23 protein-coding genes are annotated in these 24,103 nt (G+C 68.0%); 19 read left to right on the forward strand and 4 right to left on the reverse strand.

Features of this window, described 5'->3' with window-relative positions:
* Window positions 1–208: 208 nt before the first annotated feature.
* The 4 genes from G6N61_RS28200 to G6N61_RS28215 are packed head-to-tail and all read left to right on the forward strand — an operon-like array spanning window position 209 to window position 4,234.
* Window positions 209–1,546, forward strand: a complete 1,338-nt coding sequence (locus tag G6N61_RS28200) for a class I adenylate-forming enzyme family protein (RefSeq protein ID WP_235887690.1) — start codon at window positions 209–211, stop codon at window positions 1,544–1,546.
* A gap of 31 nt (window positions 1,547–1,577) precedes the next feature.
* Window positions 1,578–2,393, forward strand: coding sequence for an acyl-CoA dehydrogenase family protein (locus tag G6N61_RS28205; RefSeq protein WP_163924159.1), 816 nt, complete (start codon window positions 1,578–1,580; stop codon window positions 2,391–2,393).
* Window positions 2,380–3,468, forward strand: a complete 1,089-nt coding sequence (locus G6N61_RS28210) for an acyl-CoA dehydrogenase family protein (RefSeq protein ID WP_163924160.1) — start codon at window positions 2,380–2,382, stop codon at window positions 3,466–3,468. The genes G6N61_RS28205 and G6N61_RS28210 overlap by 14 nt, the downstream gene beginning before the upstream one ends.
* 1 nt (window position 3,469) lies before the next feature.
* The gene (locus tag G6N61_RS28215) at window positions 3,470–4,234 is read left to right on the forward strand and encodes an enoyl-CoA hydratase/isomerase family protein (RefSeq protein ID WP_163924161.1); all 765 of its coding nucleotides are present in this window, start codon (window positions 3,470–3,472) and stop codon (window positions 4,232–4,234) included.
* 217 nt (window positions 4,235–4,451) lie between these two features.
* Here G6N61_RS28215 and G6N61_RS28220 read toward each other — a convergent pair whose 3' ends face one another.
* Together G6N61_RS28220 and G6N61_RS28225 are read right to left on the reverse strand one after the other, a co-directional pair.
* On the reverse strand, window positions 4,452–5,210 hold the full coding sequence (locus G6N61_RS28220) for an SDR family NAD(P)-dependent oxidoreductase (protein WP_235887332.1): 759 nt from the start codon (window positions 5,208–5,210) through the stop codon (window positions 4,452–4,454).
* Window positions 5,207–5,971: an SDR family NAD(P)-dependent oxidoreductase gene (locus tag G6N61_RS28225; protein WP_163924162.1), complete on the reverse strand. Its 765-nt coding sequence runs from the start codon at window positions 5,969–5,971 to the stop codon at window positions 5,207–5,209. Before G6N61_RS28225 ends, G6N61_RS28220 begins: the two co-directional genes overlap by 4 nt.
* 142 nt (window positions 5,972–6,113) lie before the next feature.
* On the opposite strand from G6N61_RS28225, the gene G6N61_RS28230 reads away from it, so the two are divergent.
* The 4 genes from G6N61_RS28230 to G6N61_RS28245 all read left to right on the forward strand — a co-directional run bounded on the left by G6N61_RS28230 (window position 6,114) and on the right by G6N61_RS28245 (window position 9,654).
* Window positions 6,114–7,025: an ArgK/MeaB family GTPase gene (locus G6N61_RS28230; RefSeq protein WP_163924163.1), complete on the forward strand. Its 912-nt coding sequence runs from the start codon at window positions 6,114–6,116 to the stop codon at window positions 7,023–7,025.
* A gap of 100 nt (window positions 7,026–7,125) precedes the next feature.
* Window positions 7,126–7,539 carry a Zn-ribbon domain-containing OB-fold protein gene (locus G6N61_RS28235; RefSeq protein ID WP_163924164.1) on the forward strand — a complete coding sequence of 138 codons (414 nt, stop codon included), beginning with the start codon at window positions 7,126–7,128 and terminating at the stop codon, window positions 7,537–7,539.
* A gap of 16 nt (window positions 7,540–7,555) precedes the next feature.
* Window positions 7,556–8,701 carry a thiolase family protein gene (locus tag G6N61_RS28240; protein ID WP_163924165.1) on the forward strand — a complete coding sequence of 382 codons (1,146 nt, stop codon included), beginning with the start codon at window positions 7,556–7,558 and terminating at the stop codon, window positions 8,699–8,701.
* 56 nt (window positions 8,702–8,757) lie between these two features.
* Window positions 8,758–9,654, forward strand: a complete 897-nt coding sequence (locus tag G6N61_RS28245; RefSeq protein WP_163924166.1) for an enoyl-CoA hydratase — start codon at window positions 8,758–8,760, stop codon at window positions 9,652–9,654.
* Between the two features lie 12 nt (window positions 9,655–9,666).
* Here the strand turns inward: G6N61_RS28245 and G6N61_RS28250 are convergent, their stop codons facing one another.
* Window positions 9,667–11,265, reverse strand: coding sequence for an FAD-dependent oxidoreductase (locus tag G6N61_RS28250; RefSeq protein ID WP_163924167.1), 1,599 nt, complete (start codon window positions 11,263–11,265; stop codon window positions 9,667–9,669).
* A gap of 17 nt (window positions 11,266–11,282) precedes the next feature.
* On the reverse strand, window positions 11,283–11,987 hold the full coding sequence (locus tag G6N61_RS28255) for an IclR family transcriptional regulator (RefSeq protein ID WP_163924168.1): 705 nt from the start codon (window positions 11,985–11,987) through the stop codon (window positions 11,283–11,285).
* A gap of 109 nt (window positions 11,988–12,096) precedes the next feature.
* On the opposite strand from G6N61_RS28255, the gene G6N61_RS28260 reads away from it, so the two are divergent.
* The 11 genes from G6N61_RS28260 (at window position 12,097) to G6N61_RS28310 (ending at window position 24,052) form a co-directional block, all read left to right on the forward strand.
* Window positions 12,097–12,981: an alpha/beta fold hydrolase gene (locus G6N61_RS28260; RefSeq protein WP_163924169.1), complete on the forward strand. Its 885-nt coding sequence runs from the start codon at window positions 12,097–12,099 to the stop codon at window positions 12,979–12,981.
* On the forward strand, window positions 12,978–14,666 hold the full coding sequence (locus tag G6N61_RS28265) for a bifunctional 3-(3-hydroxy-phenyl)propionate/3-hydroxycinnamic acid hydroxylase (protein ID WP_163924170.1): 1,689 nt from the start codon (window positions 12,978–12,980) through the stop codon (window positions 14,664–14,666). The genes G6N61_RS28260 and G6N61_RS28265 overlap by 4 nt, the downstream gene beginning before the upstream one ends.
* The gene (locus G6N61_RS28270; RefSeq protein WP_163925160.1) at window positions 14,611–15,528 is read left to right on the forward strand and encodes a 3-carboxyethylcatechol 2,3-dioxygenase; all 918 of its coding nucleotides are present in this window, start codon (window positions 14,611–14,613) and stop codon (window positions 15,526–15,528) included. Before G6N61_RS28265 ends, G6N61_RS28270 begins: the two co-directional genes overlap by 56 nt.
* A complete protein-coding gene (locus G6N61_RS28275; RefSeq protein WP_163924171.1) occupies window positions 15,525–17,309 on the forward strand; it encodes an FAD-binding protein in 1,785 nt (594 codons plus the stop codon). The genes G6N61_RS28270 and G6N61_RS28275 overlap by 4 nt, the downstream gene beginning before the upstream one ends.
* Before the next feature lie 2 nt (window positions 17,310–17,311).
* Window positions 17,312–18,631, forward strand: coding sequence for an LLM class flavin-dependent oxidoreductase (locus G6N61_RS28280; RefSeq protein WP_163924172.1), 1,320 nt, complete (start codon window positions 17,312–17,314; stop codon window positions 18,629–18,631).
* Window positions 18,632–19,465, forward strand: coding sequence for a coniferyl-alcohol dehydrogenase (locus G6N61_RS28285; RefSeq protein WP_163924173.1), 834 nt, complete (start codon window positions 18,632–18,634; stop codon window positions 19,463–19,465).
* A 2-nt stretch (window positions 19,466–19,467) separates the two neighbouring features.
* Entirely contained in the window at window positions 19,468–20,463 is a 996-nt protein-coding gene (locus G6N61_RS28290; RefSeq protein WP_163924174.1) for a cyclase family protein, read from the forward strand.
* A 7-nt stretch (window positions 20,464–20,470) separates the two neighbouring features.
* A complete protein-coding gene (locus G6N61_RS28295; protein WP_163924175.1) occupies window positions 20,471–21,040 on the forward strand; it encodes an NADPH-dependent FMN reductase in 570 nt (189 codons plus the stop codon).
* Window positions 21,041–21,098: 58 nt separating this feature from the next.
* Window positions 21,099–22,340 carry an HNH endonuclease signature motif containing protein gene (locus tag G6N61_RS28300; RefSeq protein WP_163924176.1) on the forward strand — a complete coding sequence of 414 codons (1,242 nt, stop codon included), beginning with the start codon at window positions 21,099–21,101 and terminating at the stop codon, window positions 22,338–22,340.
* Window positions 22,341–22,442: 102 nt separating this feature from the next.
* Window positions 22,443–23,243, forward strand: coding sequence for an alpha/beta fold hydrolase (locus G6N61_RS28305; protein ID WP_163925161.1), 801 nt, complete (start codon window positions 22,443–22,445; stop codon window positions 23,241–23,243).
* Window positions 23,240–24,052: an SDR family NAD(P)-dependent oxidoreductase gene (locus G6N61_RS28310; protein WP_163924177.1), complete on the forward strand. Its 813-nt coding sequence runs from the start codon at window positions 23,240–23,242 to the stop codon at window positions 24,050–24,052. Before G6N61_RS28305 ends, G6N61_RS28310 begins: the two co-directional genes overlap by 4 nt.
* The last annotated feature ends 51 nt before the right edge of the window (window positions 24,053–24,103 follow it).

Genomic DNA, 24,103 nt, shown 5'->3' on the forward strand with positions numbered 1-24,103 from the left:
TACTATTCTCCATTATTGATAGGCTATTCTCAACAGTCATTCTGCGTCATCGCCCGGTCGGGCGATCAGCCGGGGAAGGGGTCGACAAGTGCCTGATCCGGTCGTCCCCAATGCTTCCGTTCCCGAGCCTTCCGTCCGCACACCTCCCATCCTTGCCTTCGGTGACCGGCAGTACACCAGATCCCAGCTCGATGCGCTCACCAGCGGCATGGCCACCGTGCTGGAGGAGCGTGGCGTGCGCGCCGGAGACCGTGTGGCGCTGATGTCGTCGAACCGGCCGGAGTTCGTCGTCGCGCTGCATGCAATCTGGCGACTCGGTGCGGCGGTGGTCCTGCTCAGCACGGCGTGGAAGCGCGCCGAGGTCGATCACGCGCTGGCCCTGACCCGACCGTCGCACGCCGTGGGGGATCACCCGGTGCTGGCCGACGCCATGCCGATGCTCGAGTTGGACCAGCCGGTCACGCCGGGCCGGCGGACATTCGACGCGCCCGATCCCGCCTCAGATGCGTTGTTCGTGTTCAGTTCGGGCACCACCGGCATGCCAAAGGCCGTCCGCCACACCCACGGTGCATTCGCGACGGCCGTGGCGCACTGGCGCACCGCGCTCGCGCTATCGAGCAGCGACCGCATGCAGATCATGACGCCGCCGTCGCACATTCTCGGGCTGCTGAACATCGCCACCGCGCTCGACGTGGGGGCGTGGATCCGGCTGCACCCGCGCTTCGACGTCGACACGATGCTGCGGCACGTCGAATCCGACCGGATCACCGTTGAGATGGCCGTCGCACCCATCGCGCTCGCGCTCGCGGCGCACCCCCGGCTCGAGGACTACGACCTGTCGTCGCTGCGCTACGTCATGTGGTGCGCGACGCCGGTGACCCGGAGCGTCGCCGACCGGGTGACCGCCCGCGTCGGCGTCAACTGGGTCACCGCCTACGGCGCGAGCGAACTCCCGGTGATCACCTGCAACGTCCTTCGGGGCGCTCGGCTGGACACCGTCGGCCGTGCCGTTCCCGGTGTGCGGATCCGCATCGCGGACCTCGCGACCGGGGCGCCCGTGCCCGTCGGCGACGACGGCGAGATACAGGTGCTCTCCCCGACGGCGATGGCGGGCTACCTGCCCGACGACGCCACCGCCGATGCGTTCGACGACGGCTGGTATCGCACCGGCGACGTCGGCCACCTCGATGCGGATGGCTGGCTGCGGATCACCGACCGCACCAAGGAGATGATCAAGGTGCGCGGGTTCCAGGTGGCGCCTGCCGAGATCGAGGCCGTCCTGCACGGGCACCCGGCCGTCGCCGACTGCGCGGTGTTCGGGGTGCCGGACGCCATCAGCGGAGAGGTCATCGTTGCCGCGGTGTCCCGTTGCGCCGCAGTCGAATCCGATGAACTGATCGAGCTGGTCGCCGACCGCCTCGCCTCCTACAAGCGGCCGAGCCGGGTCGCGTTCGTCGAGGAGATCCCTCGACTCCCCTCCGGAAAGGTGTTGCGCCGAGTGCTGAGAGAGCGCGTGATGGTCAGCGCGAAGACCGGAGGGCTGTGATGAGCGCTTGCGCGAAGAACGGAGGGGTCCAGTGGACGTCCGTTTGACGGCCGAACAACGCCAGCTACGCGATGCGGCTGCCAAGCTCGCCGACGATCTGGGGCCGGAGTCGGTTGCCGCCCTCGACGACGACGGCCGGGTCGCGCGGCTCGAGAAGACCGTCGCGGCCACCGGTTGGCGGACGCTGCGGTCGGACGAGGCGAGCGGTGTCGAAGTAGCCATCGTGGCAGAGGAATTCGCCCGCGGACTCGTCGACGTGCCGTTCATCGGTCCGGTGCTGACCGACGACCTGGCGCGCAGGCTCGGTCGCGAACCGGCGGCATCGGCGCCCGCGCGCGACGCGGTGGACCTCACCCACAGCCTCGCAGGCGTCGTCGAGTCGCCCGCCGAACTCAACGAGATGTCCGATGACGACGCCGCCCGCTGGTACGCGCTCGCGCTCGCCGCGACGACCGCCGATCTGGTGGGATCGGCCCGCGGCACGTTGCTGTTGGCCACCGAGTACGCCAAGGTGCGTGAGCAGTACGGCGCGACCATCGGGTCGTATCAGGCCGTGCGCCACATGCTCGCCGAGGGGCTGGCTCTCATCGAGGGGTCCATCAGCGTGTTGCGCCATGCTGCCTGGGCCGTCGACGAACTGCCGCCGATCGAGGCGGTCGAAGCCGGCCGCATCGCGAAGATCTACTGTGCGCGTTCGGCTCTGACCGTGTGCGAGACGTCCATCCAGGTGCACGGCGGTATCGGCAACACCTGGGAATGCCTGGCGCACGTGTATCTGCGCCGGGTGTTGACCGCCACGCAGACGTGGCCGGTCGAGTTGAAGGAGTTGACCGTTGGACTTTCGTGACTCACCCGCAGAAGCCGAGTTCCGGGAGAACCTGCGCGCCTGGCTTGGCGAGCAGAAGGGCAAGTTCCCGACCTCGGGCGACGCGTACTGGGAGGCGCAGGGCGCGTGGCACCAGGCGCTGTATGCCGCAGGGTTCTTCGGGACGACGTGGCCCACCGAGTACGGCGGCCGGGATCTGCCCGCCGTGTACGACGTGATCGTCGACGAGGAGATCGCCAAGGCCGGCGCTCCTGCCCGACCGAGCCTGGGCTATCTGGTCGTGGGCCTGAGTCACCACGGCAGCGAGGAACTGCGGCAACGCTTCCTGCCCGGCATGATCAACGGCACCGAGCGGTGGTGCCAGGGTTTCAGCGAGCCCGGCGCGGGATCGGATCTCGCGTCGCTGACGACCACCGCGGTGCGCGACGGTGACGAGTACGTCATCCACGGCCACAAGATCTGGACCAGTTACTCCGACGTCGCCGACTGGTGTCTGGTGCTGGCGCGCACCGACAAGGACGTCCCCAAGCACAAGGGCATCTCGGCGTTCATCGTCCCGATGCACCAGGCGGGCATCGAGCAGCGGCCGTTGAAGATGATCAGCGGCGTGACCCGGGAGTTCGGACAGGTCGAGTTCGACGGGGCGCGGGTGTCGGTCGAGAACATGGTGGGCGCGCCCGGCGACGGGTGGAAGCTAGCGATGACGGTCGTCAGTCACGAGCGCGAGCCGTCGACGCTGGGATTCTCAGCCCGCTACGGAAAACTGGTGCGGCAGTTGGCTGGACGGGTCGACGGACCGCCACCCGACGAGTTGTCCTGGGCCTGGGTGCAGACCGAGATGTTGCGCCTGCACGTGCGGCGGCGGCTGTCCGAGCAGCTCGACGGCATCACCCACGGCCCGGACGGATCGCTGGACAAGCTGCTCATGACGTGGGTCGAGCAGTCGGTGGGGCACGCGACGTTGGCCACCACCGGCACCCGCGACGAGGAACTGTTCGGCGCCTACCTGTACAGCCGTGCGCAGAGCGTCATGGGTGGGACGTCGCAGATTCAGAAGAACATCATTGCGCAACGCATTCTCGGATTGGGGGCCTGACGTGTACGGCATGCCGGAGGAAATCGACGTCCGCGCTGAGGGCAGCCTGCGGATCATCACGCTTAATCGCCCGGATGCGTTGAACGCGGTCAACGACGCACTCCACGTTGGGCTGGCCAAGATCTGGGAGGCGCTCAACGAGGACGCCGACGCCCGCGTCGCGGTGATAACCGGTGCGGGGCGGGCGTTCTCGGCCGGGGGTGACTTCAACTACCTCGACGAGCTGCGCGGGAACGAGGCGCTGCGCCAGAAGACGATCAAGCACGGCCGCGATCTCGTCATCGGCATGGTGCGGTGTCGCATCCCGGTCGTCGCCGCGGTCAACGGGCCCGCGGTCGGCCTGGGATGCAGCCTCGCCGCACTGTCGGACGTCGTCTACATGTCGGAGACGGCGCACTTCGCGGACCCGCACGTGCAGATCGGTCTGGTCGCCGCCGACGGCGGTCCGCTGGTGTGGGGGTCGCAGATCAGCCTGCTGCACGCCAAGGAGTTCGCGTTGACGGGGGTGCGGATCAAGGCGCACCGGGCGGTCGAGCTGGGTCTGGCCAATCACGTGGTCGCCGACCCGGTGGCCGAGGCGATCGCATGCGCCAAGAAGCTCGCCGAGCTGCCACAGCAAGCCGTCGAGGCCACCAAGCGGCTGATGAACATCCAGCTCGAGCGTTCGGTGATGGCCTCGCTCGACTACGCCAACCTCGCCGAGTACGTGTCGTTCGGCACCGCCGACTTCAACCGCATCGTCGACGGCCTGATCGCCAAGACCTAGCAAGGGGTTCCATCTTCCGGCGAGCGTGCGTGTCTGCGGGCGACACGCCGGGGTCCGACCCGTATTCGCGCACGCTCGCCGGTGGGTGGGCGTGCGGCGACAGCAGCCGGCTGTTTCGCGGCGGCGGATAACGACGGCCGCGACCGTGCGGAAACTCCCGATTCTCGACGGCGTGTCGTCCGCAGACACGCACGCTCGCGGGAAGAGAGAGGGGCAGTCAGGGGGTGAGTTCCTCGGAGCGCTGGACGGTTCCGGTGATGCCCGAGGCGTCTTGGGTGGCGAGCAGCACTGCGGCCCGGCCCATCGCCTCGGGCGGCTCGACCATCTCGGGCGGGATCTGCATGCCAGCGCCGCCGGCCTGCCAGCCCTCGGTCAGCACCACCCGCGACGGGCTCAGGCAGTTCACTGCGACGTTGTCGCCCCGCAGATCCGCGGCCAGTCCGAGGTAGAGACGCTCGGCGGCTGCCTTGGACACCCAGTAGGCGTTGGCGCCGGAGTCGGTCATGCCGACACCGGTGGTGGTGACCGCGATCAGCGACCCGCCGCCACGCGCCCGGACGTGGGGGATCACTGCGCGCGTGACCAGGAAGACGCCGGTGAGGTTGACGTCCAGGCACAGCTGCCACCGCTTGAGCGGCGTGGTCTCGATCGGGCCGAGCCACAGCACGCCTGCGTTGGCGACCAGGATGTCGATGCCACCGAACTCCGCGACCGTCGCGTCGACGGCGTTCTGTACCGACGATTCGCTCGTGACGTCACAGGCGACCGGAAGTGCTTGTCCCCCCGCGTCATTGATCTGCGCGGCGACCGACCCGATGGTGCCTGGCAGCTTGCCGAGCACCTCGGAGCGGGCAGCGACGGCCACCGACGCGCCTGCCGCCGCCAGATGCCGAGCGACCGTCGCACCGATCCCACGGCTGGCGCCGGCGACGAATGCGACCCGGCCGCTCAGCGGATCCGGTGCGCCAGGCGTCACTTGGGCGGGAACCGCAGGGCTCCGTCGAGGCGGATGACCTCGCCGTTGAGGTAGTCGTTCTCGATGATGCTCTGCGCCAGCTGCGCGTACTCCGTCGAGCGGCCCATGCGCTTGGGGAACGGCACCTGCGGGCCCCAGTACTGTTCGAGCTGGTCGCCCGCCTTGCCGTACGCGGGCGTGTTGATGGTGCCGGGCGCGATGGTCACGACGCGAATGCCCAATGGCGACAGGTCACGGGCCGCAACCAGGGTCATCCCCAGCACGCCGCCCTTCGCCGCGGAATAGGGGAGTTGGCCGATCTGACCCTCGTAGCCGGCGATCGACGCGGTGTTGACGATCACGCCGCGGCCACCCTCCTCGAGGGGTTCGCTCTTCGCGATCGCGGCAGCGGAGAGTCGCATGACGTTGAACACCGCGGTCAGGTAGAACTCGATCGTCTTCTTGAAGCCTTCGAGGTCCAGCGGGGAGCCGTCCTTGCCAATCAGGCGGCCGCCGCTCGCGGGCCCACCGTGGGTGTCGACCGAAATCCGAAGCGGGCCAAGCGACTGCGCTTCGGCGACGGCGGCGTTGACCGACTCCTCCGACGTCGCGTCGGTGTGCACGTACCGCACCCCGAGTTCGGACTCGAGTTCCCTACCCTTGTCGTCGACGACGTCGGCTACGACGACCATGGCGCCGGCGGCGTGCAAGCGGCGCACCGTCGCCTCGCCCAGGCCGCCCGTTCCACCCACGACGATTGCCGAGCTACCTGCGATTTGCATGCGGTTCCCCTTCTTGCAACTGGCACTCTCAAACTGAGAGAATACTATTCTCATACCCCGTCGAGGAGGAGTCCGTCAATGCCCGAGGCCGGTCGCTTCAGCGCGTCGCGCGTTCGCCGCGGCCGCTAGTCTGAGCCCCAGGATGACCATCGACGACCTCGTCGCCCAGGCACGAAGCGGGTCGATGCGTGCCACTGGCAAGCTCCTCAGCATCGTCGAGAGTCCCCGTCGCGACGAGCTTCTCGCGATGCTCGGGACGCGGACCGCACGCGTGATCGGCGTGACGGGTCCACCCGGTGCGGGCAAGTCGACCACCATCGCGGTCTTGGTCGCCGCCTACCGGAGCCGTGGCCAGCGCGTCGCCGTGCTCGCCGTCGACCCGTCCTCGCCCTACAGCGGGGGAGCGCTGCTGGGTGACCGGATCCGAATGGCGGCGCACATCAACGACGACGACGTCCTGATCCGCTCGGTCGCCACCCGTGGCCATCTCGGTGGGTTGGCCGCCGCGGTGCCCGCGGCGATCCGGGTGCTCGCCGAACTGTCCTATGACGTCGTTCTGCTGGAGACCGTCGGCGTCGGACAATCGGAGATCGAGATCTCCGCCGTCGCGGACCCGACCGTCGTCATCCTCAATCCCGGTGCGGGGGACGCCGTTCAGGCAGCGAAGGCGGGGCTCCTCGAGGTCGCCGACATCGTCGCGATCAACAAGGCCGACCGCGATGGTGCCGATCAGACGGTGCGCGATCTGCATGCCGAGACCGACGCCCCGATCCTGAAGATCATCGCCGCGCGCAACGAGGGCATCGGCGAACTCGTCGAGGCCATCGACGCCCACCACCGCTCCGACAGCCCGCAGCGGCGCGCGGCCAGGGCTCGGGCGCAGATCCTGTCGCTGGCCCAGAGCGTGCTGCGCACGCACGACGGACTCGAAGCGCTGGCCGGCGCGGTGGCCGACGGACGTCTCGACGTCTACTCGGCGACGCGCGCACTGCTGGACGAGGCAGGCCTGAGGGTTGCGGCCGAGACTGCAGAAAGCGCACCCCACCAGCGCTGACATCGCTATGAGAATGGGCTTTCCGTTTTCTGCAAATGATGTTGTACTGTTCGGTGGACCCACCATCGATCCGCCATGTCTCAGCCCGTGAGGAGCCGTCATGCAAAAGGCGATAGACCCGACCATCTCGACGTGGCCGGATGAGAGCCCTCAGCTGGTCGGCAGCAAGTGCGGCGCATGCACGGCGACGGTGTTCCCACGCCAATCGCACTGTCCGCGTTGCAGTGCCGCCGAGATGGGCGACGAACTCCTGCCGCGACGGGGCACCGTCGTGGCCTGGACGACCCAGGGCTTCCCGCCCGGTGCCCCGTACGCCGGTCCGACGGGCAAGGACTTCGTGCCCTTCGGCGTCGGTCTCGTACAACTCGGCGACGTCATCCGGGTCGAGGGCCGTCTGACCGAGAACGATCCCGCGAAGCTCCAATTCGGCATGGACGTCGAGCTGACGTTCATCCCGTTCGCCACCGACGCCGAGGGGAACGAGATCGTCACGTTCGCCTTCCAGCCCGTTTAGAAGGGGTTCTTCGATCATGACCAACGACGTAGCCATCATCGGCGTCGGCATTCACCCGTTCGGCCGGTTCGAGAAGTCGGCGGTCGAGATGGGTGCCGAGGCCATCCACAGTGCGCTGGGCGACGCGGGCCTGCAGTGGAAGGACATCGAGTTCGGCTTCGGCGGCAGCTACGAGGTCAGCAACCCGGATTCCGTGACGCGCCTGGTCGGGCTGACCGGAATTACCTTCACGAACGTGTTCAATGCCTGCGCGACGTCGGCGAGCGCCATTCAGCAGACGGCCGACACGATCCGGCTGGGCAAGTACGACATCGGCATCGCGATCGGTCTGGACAAGCATCCGCGTGGCGCCTTCACCGACGACCCGGCCAAGTTGGCCCTGCCGCAGTGGTACGCCGAGAACGGGCAGTTCGTCACGACCAAGTTCTTCGGCATGAAGGCCAGCAAGTACATCCACGACCACAACATCAGCGAGGAGACGCTGGCGAAGGTGGCCGCGAAGAACTTCCGCAACGGCGCCCTGAACCCGAACGCGTTCCGCCGCAAGCCGATCTCCGAAGAGGACATCATGGCGTCGCCGGTGCTCAACTACCCGCTGCGGCAGTTCATGTTCTGCGCACCCGACGAAGGTGCGGCCGCCGTCATCATGTGCCGCGGCGATCTGGCTCATAAGTACACCGACAAGCCCGTGTTCGTGCGCGCCAGCGAGATCCGCACCCGCCGCTTCGGCGCCTACGAGGTGCACGCGACATCCGCACCACTGGACGAGGATTCGTCGCCGACGGTGTACGCCGCGAAGGCCGCCTACGAGGCGGCAGGCATCGGCCCCGAGGACGTCGACGTCGCCCAATTGCAGGACACCGACGCCGGCGCCGAGGTGATCCACATGGCCGAGACGGGCCTGTGCGCAGACGGAGACCAGGAGAAGCTGCTGGCCGACGGCGCCACCGAGATCGGCGGATCGATGCCGATCAACACCGACGGCGGACTGATCGCCAACGGCGAGCCGATCGGCGCATCGGGGCTGCGGCAGATGCACGAGCTGGTCCGCCAGTTGCGCGGCGAAGCAGGCGAACGCCAGGTTCCCGGCACCCCGCGGGTCGGTCTGGCGCAGGTCTACGGCGCACCCGGAACCGCGTCGGCCACCATCCTCTCGCTGTAGCACCGGCGGCGTGACCCACTGCGGTAACGCCATTCTCGAAGGAATAGAGTTCGGCCATGGCTGACTACCGCTTCGTCACGTACGAGACCCTCGACGAGGGCACCATCGCCCGGATCATGCTGAACCGCCCCGAGGCGCGAAACGCCCAACAGCGCGGTCTCCTGGTCGAATTGAACGAGGCGTTCCTCGAAGCGGAAGCCGACGACAACGTGCGCGTGATCATCCTCGGCGGGCACGGACCCATGTTTTCCTCGGGTCACGACTTGGGTTCCAAGGTGATGATGGAGGAGTACCAGCCAGGGCCCAACCAGCACCCGAGCTTCACCGCGAACGGTGCGACACGTGAGGGTGCGGAGAAGCTGATGCTGCAGGAGTGGCACTACTTCTTCGAGAACACCCGTCGCTGGCGGAATCTCCGCAAGATCACGGTCGCCCAGGTGCACGGGGACGTCTACGCGGCCGCGCTGATGCTGATGTGGGCCTGCGACCTCATCGTCGCCGCCGACGACACCACGTTCGCCGACGTCGTCGGGACCCGGCTCGGCATGTGCGGTGTCGAGTACTTCGCCCACCCGTGGGAGTTCGGGGCCCGCAAGACCAAGGAACTGATGCTCACCGGTGATTCGCTGTCGGTGGACGAAGCCCACGCGCTCGGGATGGTCTCGAAGGTCTTCCCAGCCGACGAATTGGCCGATCGGACATTGGAATTCGCCCGACGCATCGCCAGGGTGCCGACCATGGCCGCCCTGCTCATCAAGGAGTCGGTGAATCAGACGCAGGACAACCAGGGGTTCTACAACTCGCTCAACGCCTGCTTCAGCATGCACCAGCTCAACCACAGCCACTGGGCGTGGACGCACGGCGGCGGCTTCCCGGTCGCCAACGAGACCGACGGGCTGCCGAACTGGCGCGAGGCCCCGCCGATCAAGCCGTCGGTCAAGAACCAGCCGTGATGAGACGCGCGCTCACTCCGTGAGCGCCCGCCCCGCCCGGTAGCCGAACACCATTGCCGGACCGAGGGTTCCGCCCGCGCCGCCATAGGCCTTGCCCGTGACGCCCGCCATCGCATTGCCGACCGCGAATAGCCCCGGAATGGGGTCACCCGACACGTGCAGCACGCGGGCGTCGCCGTCGGTACGTGGGCCGCCCTTGGTGCCCATCGCCCCGACGGTCACCGGCACGGCGTAGAACGGCGCCGTGTCGATCGGCCCCAGGGTCTGCAGCGCCGGGCTGGTCGCCGAGTTGTCGCCCCAGTAGCCGTCGTACGCACTGGATCCGCGGCCGAAGTCGGGATCGCGCTCCTCGGCGACCCCTGCGTTCCACGCGTCGAGCGTGCGGGTCAAACCCTCGACGTCGATGCCGGTCTTCTCGGCCAGCTCGGCGAGATCCGCTGACTTCCGGTACCACTCGGGTGCCACGCCATCGGGTTCGACGCCGAGGAAGCCGTACTTCTTTAGGTGCAGCGAGTCGAAGACGATCCACGCCGGGTCGTTCAGGTAGCCGTGTCGCGGGTCGAGGTGGTGGAACGGCCCGGCCATCGAGTTGTACTCGCCCGCCTCGTTGAGGAATCGCTTGCCCGCCCGGTTGACGATGATGCTCCTGGGCCGGGTGCGTTCCAGGCGGACACTGCGACTGCGCTGGTGCCCGTCGATGGTGTCGCCGGGGATCTGCACGATGGGTACCCACCACGCCTCGCCCATGTTGGCCAGGTCGGCACCGTGCGCCATCGCCATCCGAAGGCCGTCGCCAGTGTTGTTGGGTGGCGACACGGGACCGTGCATGGGGCCGCGCAGGTAGGCCTCGACCAGCCGCTCGTCCCATTCGAATCCGCCGGTGCCGAGCACGACGCCGCGATGCGCTCGCACCCGAAGTTCTCTGCCGCCGTGCGCCATCCGAACGCCGACGATACGGCCGTCGGCTGCGATCAGCTCGACCGCGCGTGCGTCGGTGATCGGTTCCACGCCGTGGTCGAGCAGTCCCTTGAGCAGTCCTGCGATCAGTGCCGTACCCGCCACGCAGTAGTTGCCGTCGACGTCGTCGACCGAGGCGTGGATGCGTGCCCGGGTCTCGGCGTCGAGGCCGACGTTGCTGAAGTCGACGGGGAACGAGGTGATGCGGTCACGCCACTCGCCGAGGCGGTCGAGGTCGAACGGCCGCGCGTTGTGCGAGCGACCGCCCGACGGCCGTCCACCAGGTAGCTCCGGCTTGTAGTCCGGGAAGCCCTCGGCGACGTCGAACTGCAACTCGCTGTGCGCCTCGACGAAGTCGAGCATGTCGGGGCCGGTGCGCACGAACGTCTCGACCAGATCGGCGTCCATGGCCCCCAGCGACTGTGCCTCCAGATAGCGCATCGCATCCTCGACGGTCAGTTCGCCCGAGGGTGAGCGTCGATGCGCGGGCACCCACACGATGCCGCCGGACACCGCGGTGGTGCCACCGACGGTGGCCGCCTTCTCGTAGACGGCGACCGAAGCCCCTCCGACCACGGCGGTCAGGGCGGCGGTCAAACCCGCTCCGCCGCTTCCGAGTACGACGACGTCGACTTCGTGATCCCAGTCAGTCACGCAGACAGGCCCTTTCGTCAGCCAAGGATGGACGACAGCTGCTTGGCCGCCGCGATCACCGATTCGCGTCCGTCCAGCAGGACGTCCTTGCGGTGGGAGATGAGGTTGATGCACGTGGGCGGCGACGGTGGCCGGCGACGCACGGGCACGGCCAACCCGTAGGTGTCGGGCTCGATCTCGCCGTGGGTGATCACCCAACCCTGATCGCGCGTCAGCGGTACGAGGTCTCGCTCACCGGGGCGGGGCGGCATGCTGGCCAGCAGTGCGATGCCCGCGGCGCCGCGGTTCAACGGGTAGCGGCTGCCCTCGTGGAACGACAGTTGGTAGAAGACCAGCGTGGGCACGATGACCGCGATCGCCACCTGCTGATCGCCCTCGGCGACCAGGAGTGACACCGATGCGCCGAGATCGTCGGCCAGGGTGCGCAACGTCGGGACGCTCAAGGCCCGCAGGTTGTTGTCGAAGGACGCTCCGAGCACGGCCAACGTCGCGGCGGGCCGGTAGCGCCCGTCCTCGCCCTTCACCACGAACCGCTGCTGGGTGAGCGTGCTGAGCAGCCGGTAGGCGATGGTCCGGTGCACGCCGACGTGGTCGGCGACCTGCTGGGCGGTGATGCCGGACGGCGAACTCGCGACGGCCTGCAGCGCCGAAAGGCCCCTGGCCAGCGTCTGCGAGCCGGCCGCGAGCTTCTCGGTGGGTTTGTCGTTCTTGACAGACGTCATTGCGAGAGTGAAGCTCTATACATAGTGCACATTGTTGTGCGATATTAGCACAGATAGCTCGCACTACAAGAGAACGTTATTCTCATCAGCAACGCGGGAGAGGGAGCGCATGGCGGAGTTCGAGAGCGTGTGGAGCGACCTCCAGGGCGTCCCGTTCTCGCAGGGGTTCCTCGACGCAGGTGGCGTTCGCACGCGGTACCTGCACGCCGGTGACCGGGACAAGCCGACACTGGTGCTGCTGCACGGGTCCGGCGGCCACGCCGAGGCCTACGTGCGCAACCTCGAGTCGCACGCCGAGCACTTCTCCACCTGGTCCATCGACATGCTGGGCCACGGATACACCGACAAGCCGGGCCATCCGCTCGAGGTCGCGCACTACGTCGACCACCTGCTCGCCGTGTTCGACGCGATCGGCGCCGATCGGGCGCACCTGTCCGGGGAATCGCTCGGCGGCTGGGTCGCCGCTCGCGCCGCGGCCGACCATCCCGAGCGCATCGACCGGCTGGTGCTCAACACCGCAGGCGGTTCCCAAGCCGACCCCGAGGTGATGAAGCGCATCGTCACGCTGTCCATGGCCGCGGCCGAGAACCCGTCCTGGGAGACCGTTCAGGCGCGGATCAAGTGGTTGATGGCCGACAAGACCAAGGACTACGACGACATCGTCGCCAGCCGTCAACGGGTGTACCGGCAGCCGGGCTTCGTCTCGGCGATGAGCGACATCATGGCGCTGCAGGACCCGGAGATCCGGGCCCGAAACCTGCTCGGCGCAGGCGAGTACGGTGCGATCACCGCGCCGACGCTGGTGCTGTGGACGAGCGACGACCCCACCGCCGACGTCAGCGAGGGCAGCAGGATCGCCTCGATGATCCCCGGTGCGCGCTTCGAAGTGATGCCCGACTGCGGCCACTGGCCGCAATACGAGGACGCGAAGACGTTCAACCGCCTGCACATCGACTTCCTGCTCGGTGCAGGCGAGGGGACGGTCGGGTCGTGACCCGAGACGTGGACGTGTTGATCGTCGGCGCGGGTCCGGTCGGGCTCACCCTGGCCAACATCCTCGGCCAGCACGGTGTGTCGACCGCCGTCGTCGACGAACGGGACACGCTCATCGACTACCCGCGCGGTGTCGGCCTGGACGACGAGGCGCTGCGCACGTTCCAGTCGATCGGCCTGGTCGAGCACGTGCTGCCGCACACCGTGCCCAACCAGATCCTGCGCTTCTTCGACGGCAACCGACGGCTGCTCGCCGAGATGGCGCCGCCCGACGCACGATTCGGCTGGCCCAAGCGCAACGGATTCGTCCAACCCATGGTCGACGCGGAGCTGTTGCGCGGCCTCGACCGCTTCGACTGCGTCGACGTCTCGTGGGGCACCCGGGTGGACTCGCTCACCGAACACCCCGACGAGGTCACCGTCGAGTTCGCCGATTCCCCTGCGATCACCGCTCGCTACGTCGTCGGCTGCGACGGCGGACGCAGCACCACGCGGCGGCTCATGGGCGTGTCGTTCGAAGGCACCACCTCGCCGACGCGGTGGCTGGTGATCGACGTCGCGACCGATCCGCTCGGACACCCCAACAGCGAGGTGGGTGCCGACCCTGCGCGTCCCTACGCGTCGATCTCCATCGCACACGGCATCCGTCGGTTCGAGTTCATGATCCACGCCGACGAGACCGACGAGCAGGTGGAGCGTCCGGAGTTCATCTCGCGCATGCTCGCACCGTTCCTGCCGCACCCGGACCGCGTCGACGTCATCCGCCACCGGGTGTACACCCACCACTCCCGCATCGCCGGGGCGTTCCGGAAGGGTCGGGTGTTCCTGGCCGGCGACGCTGCACACCTGATGCCGGTCTGGCAGGGGCAGGGCTACAACAGCGGTATCAGGGACGCCGCCAACCTCGGCTGGAAGCTCGCCGCGGTGGTCTCCGGACGGGCGGGTGACGTGCTCCTCGATACCTACGATGCCGAACGGCGCAAGCATGCCAGGGCGATGATCGACCTCTCGACGATGGTCGGACGGGTGATCTCGCCGACCAACCGTCGCGTTGCGACATTGCGGGACGGCATCATTCGAGCAGCCTCGGCGGTGCCGACGCTCAAGCGCTACGTGCTCGAGATGCGGTTCAAGCCGATGCCGCGCTACGACCAGGGCGCCATCGCGCACGTCGATAGGCAACCGCGCAGCGCGACGTCGCCGACCGGCACGCTGTTCATCCAGCCGCGGGTCGACACCCGCGACGCGCAGAACCAACTCCTTGACGACGTCATCGGGCCGGGCTTCACCGTGCTGGCATGGAACAACGACCCGCGCCGTCTGCTCGGCGACCTCGCGTTCGCCCGGTGGAAGGCCCTGGGAGCCAGATTCGTCGCGGTCCGGCCGCTGACCCAACTGCACTGGACGGGTCACGACGATCCCGACGTCGTGATCGTGGGGGACCGGACCGGCGCGTTGAAGTCGTGGTTCGACGCACACACGGAATCCGTACTGTTCCTGCGCCCCGATCGCTGCATCGCCGGTTCGTGCATCGCCCAACTCGCGCCCGAACTCAGCGCATCGCTGTTCGAGGTGCTCGGTCTGACGAAGGGAGGAAACGATGCCGAAGAACGAGATGGCGCTGTGCTGCATGTCGCACAGCCCGCTGCTGAATCTGCCGGGGCCGTCACGCGAACTCCTCGATGACGTCGACTCCGCGCTGAACGCCGCCCGCGACTTCGTCCGCGACTTCGATCCCGAACTGGTCGTGACCTTCGCGCCGGACCACTACAACGGCTTCTTCTACCGGCTGATGCCGCCGTTCTGCATCGGCACCCAGGCGACCGGGGTAGGCGACTACGGCACGCACGCAGGCCCGCTCGACGTCGACGCCGACCTCGCACGCGCCTGTGCCGAGGCGGTGTGGGAGGCCGACGTCGACGTCGCGATCTCCTCGAGCATGGAGGTCGACCACGGGACCGTGCAGCCGTTGGAGACGCTGTTCGGCCGCGCCGACGCCGTTCCCGTGCTCCCCATCTTCATCAACTCCGTCGCCACACCGCTCGGACCGATCAAGCGGTCCCGAGCCCTCGGCGCAGCAGTGGGGACGTTCCTGGCCACGCTCGACGAACGCGTGCTGGTCCTGGGATCCGGTGGGTTGTCGCATGATCCGCCGGTACCGACACTCGCCACGGCCCCGCCCGCAGCGCTCGGCCGCATCGTGGCGGGGGAGCCGATGTCCGACGAGCAGCGCGCCGCCCGGCAGACCGCCGTGATCGCGGCCGCCCACGACTTCGCCCACGGAGAGAGCCCGTTGCAGCCACTGAACCCCGACTGGGATGGTGCTCTGCTGGAGTTGCTCGACGGCAACCGGATTGCCGACGTAGATGCCTGGACGAACTCGTGGATCGCTGCCGAGGCGGGCAACTCCGCGCACGAGGTGCGCACCTGGATCGCGGCGTTCGCCGCGATGGCCGCCCGGGGCTCCTACGAGACACGGCTGCGGTACTACCGTGCAGCGCCCGAGTTGATCGCCGGCTTCGCCGTGCGCACGGCGGTGGCCCGATGAGCAGTACCGAGCCGACCTTCGACCACGAAGTCGACGTCCTGGTCGTCGGGTCCGGCGGCGGCGGCATGACTGCCGCACTGAAGGCCGACGCCGACGGCCTCGACACACTGGTCGTCGAGAAGTCGCCACAGTTCGGCGGATCCACGGCGCTGTCCGGCGGGGGCATCTGGGTGCCGGGCGCACCGTCGCAACGCCGCGCCGGCTACACCCCGGACCCGGACGGCACGTTCACCTACCTCAAGACCATCACCGGTGGACTCGTCAGCGACGCGCGGCTGCGCCAGTACGTCGACGCGGCCCCCGAGATGATGGAGTTCCTCGAACAGTCCAGTCCCTGGTTCGAATTCGTCTGGAAGCCGGGCTATGCCGACTACTACCCGGAGCTGCCCGGCGGCTCCGAACGTGGCAGCACCATCAACGTCCCCGAGATCGACCTGCGCAGGCTTGGCGAGGAGGAGGCCAACCTCCTCACGCCGTTGGCGATGGCGCCGAAAGGAATCTGGTTCGCTCCCAAGGATCTGCGACTGTTCTACCAGGTGCGACAGAACTGGCGGGGCAAGGCGGTGCTGCTCAAGCTGATCTGGCGGATGGTGCGGGCCCACGTGTTCGGTGACCGCATGGCGGCCATCGGACAGTCGCTGATGGCCCGCATGCGGCTGGCCCTCAAGGACCGCAACATCCCGCTGTGGCTGAGCGCTCCGATGACCGAACTCGTCACCGACCTCGATGGACGGGTGGTCGGGGCGGTCGTCGAACGCGACGGACGCGCGGTGCGGATCCGGGCGCGGCGCGGCGTCATCGTCGCGGCGGGCGGATTCGACCACGACATGGCCTGGCGCAGGCAACATCTGCCCGAGATCGAACGGGACTGGAGCTTCGGCAACCCGGCCGCGATGGGCGAGGGCATCCGCGCCGGCGAGAAGGTCGGCGCGGCGACCGATCTGCTCGACGAGGCATGGTGGTTCCCGGCGATGTGCTGGCCCGACGGGCGCCTGCAGTTCATGCTCAACGAGCGGATGATGCCGTCGCAGTTCGTCGTCAACGGCGAGGGTCGGCGGTTCGTCAACGAGGCCGCGCCGTACATGGACTTCGCGCACGCGATGCTCGAGGGGCAGCGCTCGGGTGTCACGCACATCCCGTGCTGGCTCGTCACCGACCTCCGTTCGTTCCGCCGCTACGTGGTCGGCGGGCACCTGCCGATCCCGAAGATCCCGTTTGCGCCGGTGCCCACCGGGCGCAAGGTGCCGAAGGCGTGGCTGGACTCGGGAATCGTCAGGGAGGGAAACAGCTTCGAGGAACTGGCGGTTCAGATCGGCGTGCCGCCGGCCCAGCTGTGGGCCACCGCGCAGCGGTTCAACGAGCTGGCCCGCAAGGGCCACGACGACGACTTCGACCGCGGCGACAGCGCCTACGACAACTACTACGGCGACCCGACGCTGCCCAACCCGAACCTGCACCCCCTCGGCGAGGGTCCGTACTACGCGTTCCAGATCATCCTCGGCGATCTGGGCACGTCCGGCGGACTGCGGACCGACGAGTTCGCCCGGGTGCTGCGGGAGGACGACTCGGTGATCGAGGGCCTCTACGCGACCGGCAACGCGACCGCAGCGGTGATGGGCCGCAGCTATGCCGGTGCAGGCGCCACCATCGGCCCCGCCATGACGTTCGGCTACGTGGCCGCGCGACACATCGCCGCGCAGCGCGGCGCAGGCGCCACCGCCCCCGACGTCCACGCCATCAGCCCGACGACCGATCAGACGCTCGACACCCCTCGGAGGTAACCATGAAGATCTCACTGTTCTACGAGTTCCCGCTTCCCCGACCATGGACGGAGACCGACGAGCACGAACTGTTCCAACACGGTCTCGACGAGGTCGAAGCAGCCGACAAGGCAGGCTTCTCGACGGTGTGGCTCACCGAGCACCACTTCCTCGAGGAGTACTGCCACTCGACCGCACCGGAGATGTTCCTCGCCGCTGCCAGCCAGCGCACCAAGGACATCCGGTTGGGCTTCGGCGTGATGCACCTGCCGCCGCCGATCAATCACCCGGCACGCATCGCGGAGCGCGTCGCGACGCTCGACCACCTGTCGAACGGTCGGGTCGAGTTCGGCACCGGTGAGGGTTCCTCGGTCGCCGAGCTGGGCGGCTTCGACATCGACCCGGCCGACAAGCGCACGATGTGGGAGGAGGCGCTCGAGGTCTCCATCCGCTGTATGACCGAGGCACCGTTCAGTGGCTTCAAGGGCGAGCACGTCGAAATGCCCGCCCGCAACGTCATCCCCAAGCCGTTGCAGTCGCCGCACCCACCGGTCTGGGTGGCGTGCACCCGTCCGTCATCGGTTCAAATGGCGGCCCAGAAGGCCATCGGCGCACTGAGTTTCGCCTACACCGGGCCGGAGGCGCTCAAGGACCGCGTCGACGGCTACTACCGGACGTTCGAGGAGGAGGGTGCGCCGGTGACACCGGCGATCAACCCCAACATCCTGGCCATCGGCGGCGACCTGTCCATGATGGTGGCCAAGTCCGACGACGAGGCCCTCAAGCGCCTCGGCACCGGCGGCGGGTTCTTCTCGTTCGGGATCATGCACTACTACCTGACCGGTATGCACACGCCCGGCCGCACCGGGGTGTGGGACCTCTATCAGGAGGCGGTCAAGGAGGACCCGACGCTGGCCTACGGTCCGGGTCGAGGCGCCATCGGATCGCCGGACACCGTGCGGGAGTTCCTGCGCGGCTACGAGGCCAGCGGCGTCGACGAGATCATCCTGCTACTCAACCCGCGCAGCCACGAGGGCACGATGGAGTCGATCGAGATCATGGGCCGGGAGGTGCTGCCGGAGTTCATCGAGCGCGACTCGAAGGCCGTCGCGGCCAAGGCCGCCCGACTCGCGCCGGTGATCGAGAAGGTCGAGGCCCGCCGCCGGCCCTCGGAGGCGCCGCTGTTCGACGAGACCTACGCGTTCGGCGGACTGCCGACCGGCCAGGGCGGCAAGTTCACGGCGGGGGAGATCCCCGAGGCGATGGCCGAGATCAACGAGGGCCGGGTGAAGGCCGCCCAGCAGGAGAAGCAGGCCATGGCGGTCAAGGAAGCCTCGGGCTAAGTGGCAGGCATCGGAGACAACTGGCGTTACGACGGCAAGCGCGTCGTCGTCACCGGTGTCGCGTCCGGGATCGGCGCCCGCGTGGCAGCACAACTCACCGACCTCGGCGCACGCGTCGTCGGTCTCGACCTGCGGCCACCGACGCTGGCACTCGACGAATTCCACCGCGTCGACCTGTCCGACCCGGTGTCGATCGACGAGGCCGTCGGCGCGGTCGCCGGACCCGTGGACGGGCTGTTCAACGTGGCGGGGGTGTCCTCGGGAATCCGGAACCCGATGCTCGTGGTCACCATCAACTTCCTCGGCACCAGGAAGTTCACCGAGGGACTCATACCCTCGATGCCTGCCGGATCGGCGATCACCAACGTCTCGTCGCTGGCGGCGTCTCGGTACCGCGCCAACGCCCACGTGACCGCAGGCCTGCTGGACACCGAGACCATGACAGAGGGCGTCGCCTGGTGCGAGCGCCACCCGGAGGCGCTGGCCGACGGGGGTTACCGGTTGTCGAAGGAGGCGATCATCCTCTACGGCATGAGATGCGTCGCCGCGCTCGGCGCCAACGGCATCCGGATCAACTGCACCGCACCCGGCGTCACCGACACCCCGATCCTCGATCAGCTGCGCAGCGCCTACGGCCAGGACTTCCTCGATTCGTTCCGCACGCCGCTGGGGCGGGTCTCCGACCCCGACGAGCAGGCGAACGCGTTGACATTCCTGGGTAGCGCCGCGGCGAGTTACGTCACCGGGCAGGTGCTTTGGGTGGATGGTGGCACGGTGGCGGAGAACACCTGGGGCGACCTGGCCGATGAACGCGCGATCCGCGGGGGAAGTTGAACATGGCGAATCTCGAAGACTTCCGTCGCGTCGCCGACGACGTCCGCAACTGGGGACGGTGGGGGGCCGACGACGAGATCGGCACGCTGAACTTCATCACCGCGGACAAGGTCGCCGAGGCGGCGGCGTTGGTGCGCAAGGGCACGGTCATCTCGCTCGGTGGTGACTTCGGCTCGTCGGGCCCCCAGGGCGCGTTCAAGTACCGGCAGAACCCGGTGCACGTCATGACCGTCGACGGCGGGGACGCGAACACCCTGGTGCAGTACGGGCCCCAGTGGCTGCGCAACGCGGTGGCCTCCGACATCAGTGCGTACTTCGCCGACAACCCCTTTCGCTTCAACGACGACATGATCGTCATGCCGCTGCAGGCCGCGACCCAGTGGGACGCACTGTCGCACGTGTACTACGAGGATCAGCTCTACAACGGGTTCCCGGCCGACTCCGTCACCAGTTTCGGCGCCTACCACTGCGGCATCGACAAGGTCGACGGCACCGGCATGACCTCTCGCGGCGTCCTGCTGGACGTGGTGGCCCACCGTGGCGAGGACGTCTTCTGTCGCCCTGGAAACCCCATCACGCCGGCCGAACTCGACGACGTCGCCGCGGCGCAGGGCGTGTCGATCGGCCGGGGCGACATCGTGGTGGTCAACACGGGATGGTGGACGCGGTTCCTGTCGACCGGCAATGGCGCCGAAGTCGGTGCGGGCCTGCACTGGACCTGCGCGTCGTGGCTGCACGAGCACGAGGTGGCGGCCGTGGCGGCCGACAACCTGATGGTCGAGGATCCGAACCCCGCCAACGGCGTGGAAGGCACGTTCCTGCCGATGCACATGCTATGCCTGCGTGACATGGGTCTGATGCTCGGGGAGTACTGGAACCTGACCGATCTGACCGCCGACTGCAGGCAGGACGGCGTCTACGAGTTCCTGCTGACAGCGCCACCGCTCAAGGTGGTCGGCGCCGTCGGTGCCCCCGTCAACCCGATCGCAATGAAGTGAGGTCAGCGTGACAGTCAGCAGACAGCCGCTCGTCGTCGGACTCGGCGGCACGCTACGGATCGATTCGTCGACCGAACGGGCGCTGCGGCAGTGTCTTTCGGCGGTCGAGCAACGCGGCGGACGCACGATGCTGTTCTGCGGCGAGGATCTGGACCTGCCGATGTACAACCCGCACGAGGAGTCGCGGACCGAGAAGGCCACCGCACTCGTGAAGGCGCTGCGCGACGCCGACGCGGTCGTCGTCGCCTCGCCCGGCTATCACGGCGGCGTCTCCGGGCTGGTCAAGAATGCCCTCGACTACATCGAGGATCTGCGCGGGGACGCCAGGGTCTATCTGGACAACACCCCGTGGGGATGCATCAGCTGCGCCTACGGGTGGCAGGCTGCGGTGGGCACGCTGGGTCAGCTGCGTGTGATCGGGCACGCGCTGCGGGCGTGGCCCACGCCGTTGGGCGTGGCGATCAACTCGGCGGACCGGATTTGGGACGACACCGGCCAATTGGCCGACGACGCGGTGAGTGGTCAGCTCGACATGCTGGCGATGCAGCTGGTCGCCGGGTCCGTGCGGGCGGCTTAGGGGCGTTCCCGCGTTTGCGGAGCCTCCACTTGTCGGACCCCGCTGCGATGATTGTGTCATGTTCACCGTCGCAGCAGCTTTCACCGACGAGGTGTCGCCGAACGAACGGCTAGAGGTCTTGTTCGAAGAGCTGGCGGAGCTGACCGGGCAACGTAACGCGATCAACGGCCGCATCGTGGACATCGTCGCCGAGATCGACGGCGAACGCCTATGGGGCGCCGCCGGTTGCCGCTCGATCGCCGCCTTGGTCGCCTGGAAGACTGGTGTGACACCACGCAACGCCGAAACGATCGTCGCGATCGCACAACGCCTCGACGAGTTTCCGCGCTGTGCCGAAGCGATGCGCGAAGGCAGGCTATCGGTGGATCAGGTCGGTGTCATCGCCGAACGGGCTGCCGATGGATCCGACGAGCACTATGTCGGACTAGCGGAGGTGGCCACGGTCACCCAGTTGCGAACTGCGGTCAACCTGGAACCACGACCTGAGCCGAAATCCAAGACCGAGCCGCAACGCACGATCACGAGGATCGAGGGCGAGCACTCCACGACGTGGCGGATAACGCTGCCGCGAGTCGAAGCGGCGAAGTTCGAAGCCGGTCTGCAGTCTCACAGGGATGCGTTGATCGCGGAATGGAAGAGCGATGACGACCCCAACCGGGGCACGCAGGCGCCGCCGTTCCCGGACGGTGTTGACGCGTTCATGGCTCTCGTCGAGGCGAGCTGGGATGCGGAGGTCAACCGACGCCCGCACGGCCAGCACACCACCGTCGTCGTGCATCTCGATGTCGAGAAGTCCCGCGCCTCCCTGCATCTCGGCCCGGTACTGACCGACGAGGACCGCCGTTACCTGCTCTGCGACGCCACGTGCGAGGTGTGGTTGGAACGCCGCGGCCAGCCCATCGGCGCGGGCCGCGTCACCCGCACCATCAGCCGCCGACTACGCCGTGCCCTCGAACATCGCGACCATCGTTGCGTCGTGCCCGGCTGCGGCGCGACCCGCGGACTGCACGCCCATCACCTCGTGCACTGGGAGAACGGCGGCCCCACCGAACTCTTCAACTTGGTGCTGGTGTGCCCATACCATCACCGGGCGCACCACCGGGGCGACATCACCCTGACCGGACCCGCAGACCGACTCGTGGTCACCAACCGTGACGGCGAAACACTTAGCGGCGCATCTTTGGCCCGCCCACCGACGATGCCGCCGCCCGATGTCCCGCCCTGCGAAGGGCCGCTGGGTGAACGCGCGCAATGGTGGTGGTACACACCATTCGAACCACGGCCACCGTCGCCCAACTGATTGCGTTAAGCGCCTTGGTCATTTGGACATTCGAAGAATGACGTTTTCCGTGACCGGCAACACCAGTATCGTGAGGGCGTGACCTTCGAGCGCAAGACCCTGATGGTCGACGGCCTGCACACCAGCTACCTGGAGGCCGGCACGGGCGAGCCGGTGGTCCTCCTGCACGGCGGAGAATTCGGCGCGAGTGCCGAAATCGCATGGGAGAACACCATCGACGCCCTCGCGCGACACCATCGGGTACTGGCACCGGACATGCTGGGGTTCGGCGAGTCAGCGAAGGTCGTCGACTTCGTCGACGGGCGAGGCATGCGCATCCGCCACGTCGCGCGGTTCTGCGACGTGCTCGGTGTCGCGTCAGCGCACTTCGTGGGCAACTCGATGGGCGCGATCAACCTCCTCGTCGACGCCACGTCGGAGAAACCCTTACTACCGGTGCGCTCGCTGGTCGCCATCTGCGGAGGCGGAGACATCCAGCGCAACGAGCACGTCGGCGCGCTATACGACTACGACGCCACCATCGAGGCGATGCGCGCGATCGTCGCAGCCCTGTTCGCCGACGCGGCCTACCCGGCCGACGACGCCTACGTTCGGCGTCGCTACGACTCGAGCATCGCGCCTGGGGCCTGGGAATCTCTGGCGGCAGCGCGGTTCCGTCGGCCCGGCCTGGACGCTCCGCCGTCGCCGTCGAGCGTGCGGGCCTACGAGCGGATCGAGGTACCGGTGCTGGTGGTCGAGGGCGGCGCCGACAAACTGTTGCCGTCCGGCTGGGCCGCGCAGATCGCAGGCCAGATCGCCGGGGCCACTTCGACCGTGGTGCCGGGAGCCGGGCACTGCCCGCAGATCGAGGCACCCGACGCGGTCAACGAACTCCTGGTTCACTTCTTGAAAGGCGTCACATGAGCGAACTGGACGGCAAGGTCGCGATCGTGACGGGAGCGGCATCGGGAATCGGCCGCGGCATCGCCGAACGCTTCGTCGCCGAGGGAGCCCGCGTCGTGATCGCCGACGTGCAGACCGAACTCGGCGAGGCGCTCGCAGCGGATCTCGGTGAGGCCGCGGTGTTCGTGGCGACCGACGTCGGTGACCAAGCGCAGGTCGCGCGTGCGGTCGACACGGCGGTCGAGACGTTCGGCGCCCTCGACGTCATGGTGAACAACGCCGGTCGCTCGAGTCCGTTGAAGAAGAGCCTCTTCGACGAGGACTTCGCCGAGTTCGACAGCGTGATGCGGGTCAACCTGCTGGGGGTCATGGCAGGCACCAGGGACGCCGGACGCCATATGGCCGACCACGGTGGCGGTGCCATCATCAACATGGCCTCGATCGGTGGAATCCTCGCAGGCGGCGGCGTCGCGAGCTACCGGGCGTCCAAGGCGGCGATCATCCAGTTCAGCAAGTCAGCGGCCATCGAGTTGGCGCACTACGAGATCCGAGTGAATTGCATTGCACCGGGCAACATCCCGACGCCAATCCTGCGGTCAGCGGCGTCGGAGGAGGACCGCGCCCGGCTCGAGAAGTTCGAGGCCAAGATCCGCCAGACCATGCGTGACGACCGGCCGCTCAAGCGGGAGGGCACGGCGGACGACGTCGCCGAGGCCGCGCTCTACTTCGCCACCGACAGGTCGCGCTACGTGACGGGCACCGTCCTGCCCGTCGACGGCGGCACGGTGGCGGGCAAGGTGCTCGTCCGCAAGCCCAAGCCAGCCGACTGAACCAGTCCATCAGTCGGGTCCTCGAGCCGCCAGTCAATTAAATCAATCGCT

The organism is Mycolicibacterium arabiense, from assembly GCF_010731815.2.
In the GTDB taxonomy this organism is placed as follows: Bacteria; Actinomycetota; Actinomycetes; order Mycobacteriales; family Mycobacteriaceae; genus Mycobacterium; species Mycobacterium arabiense.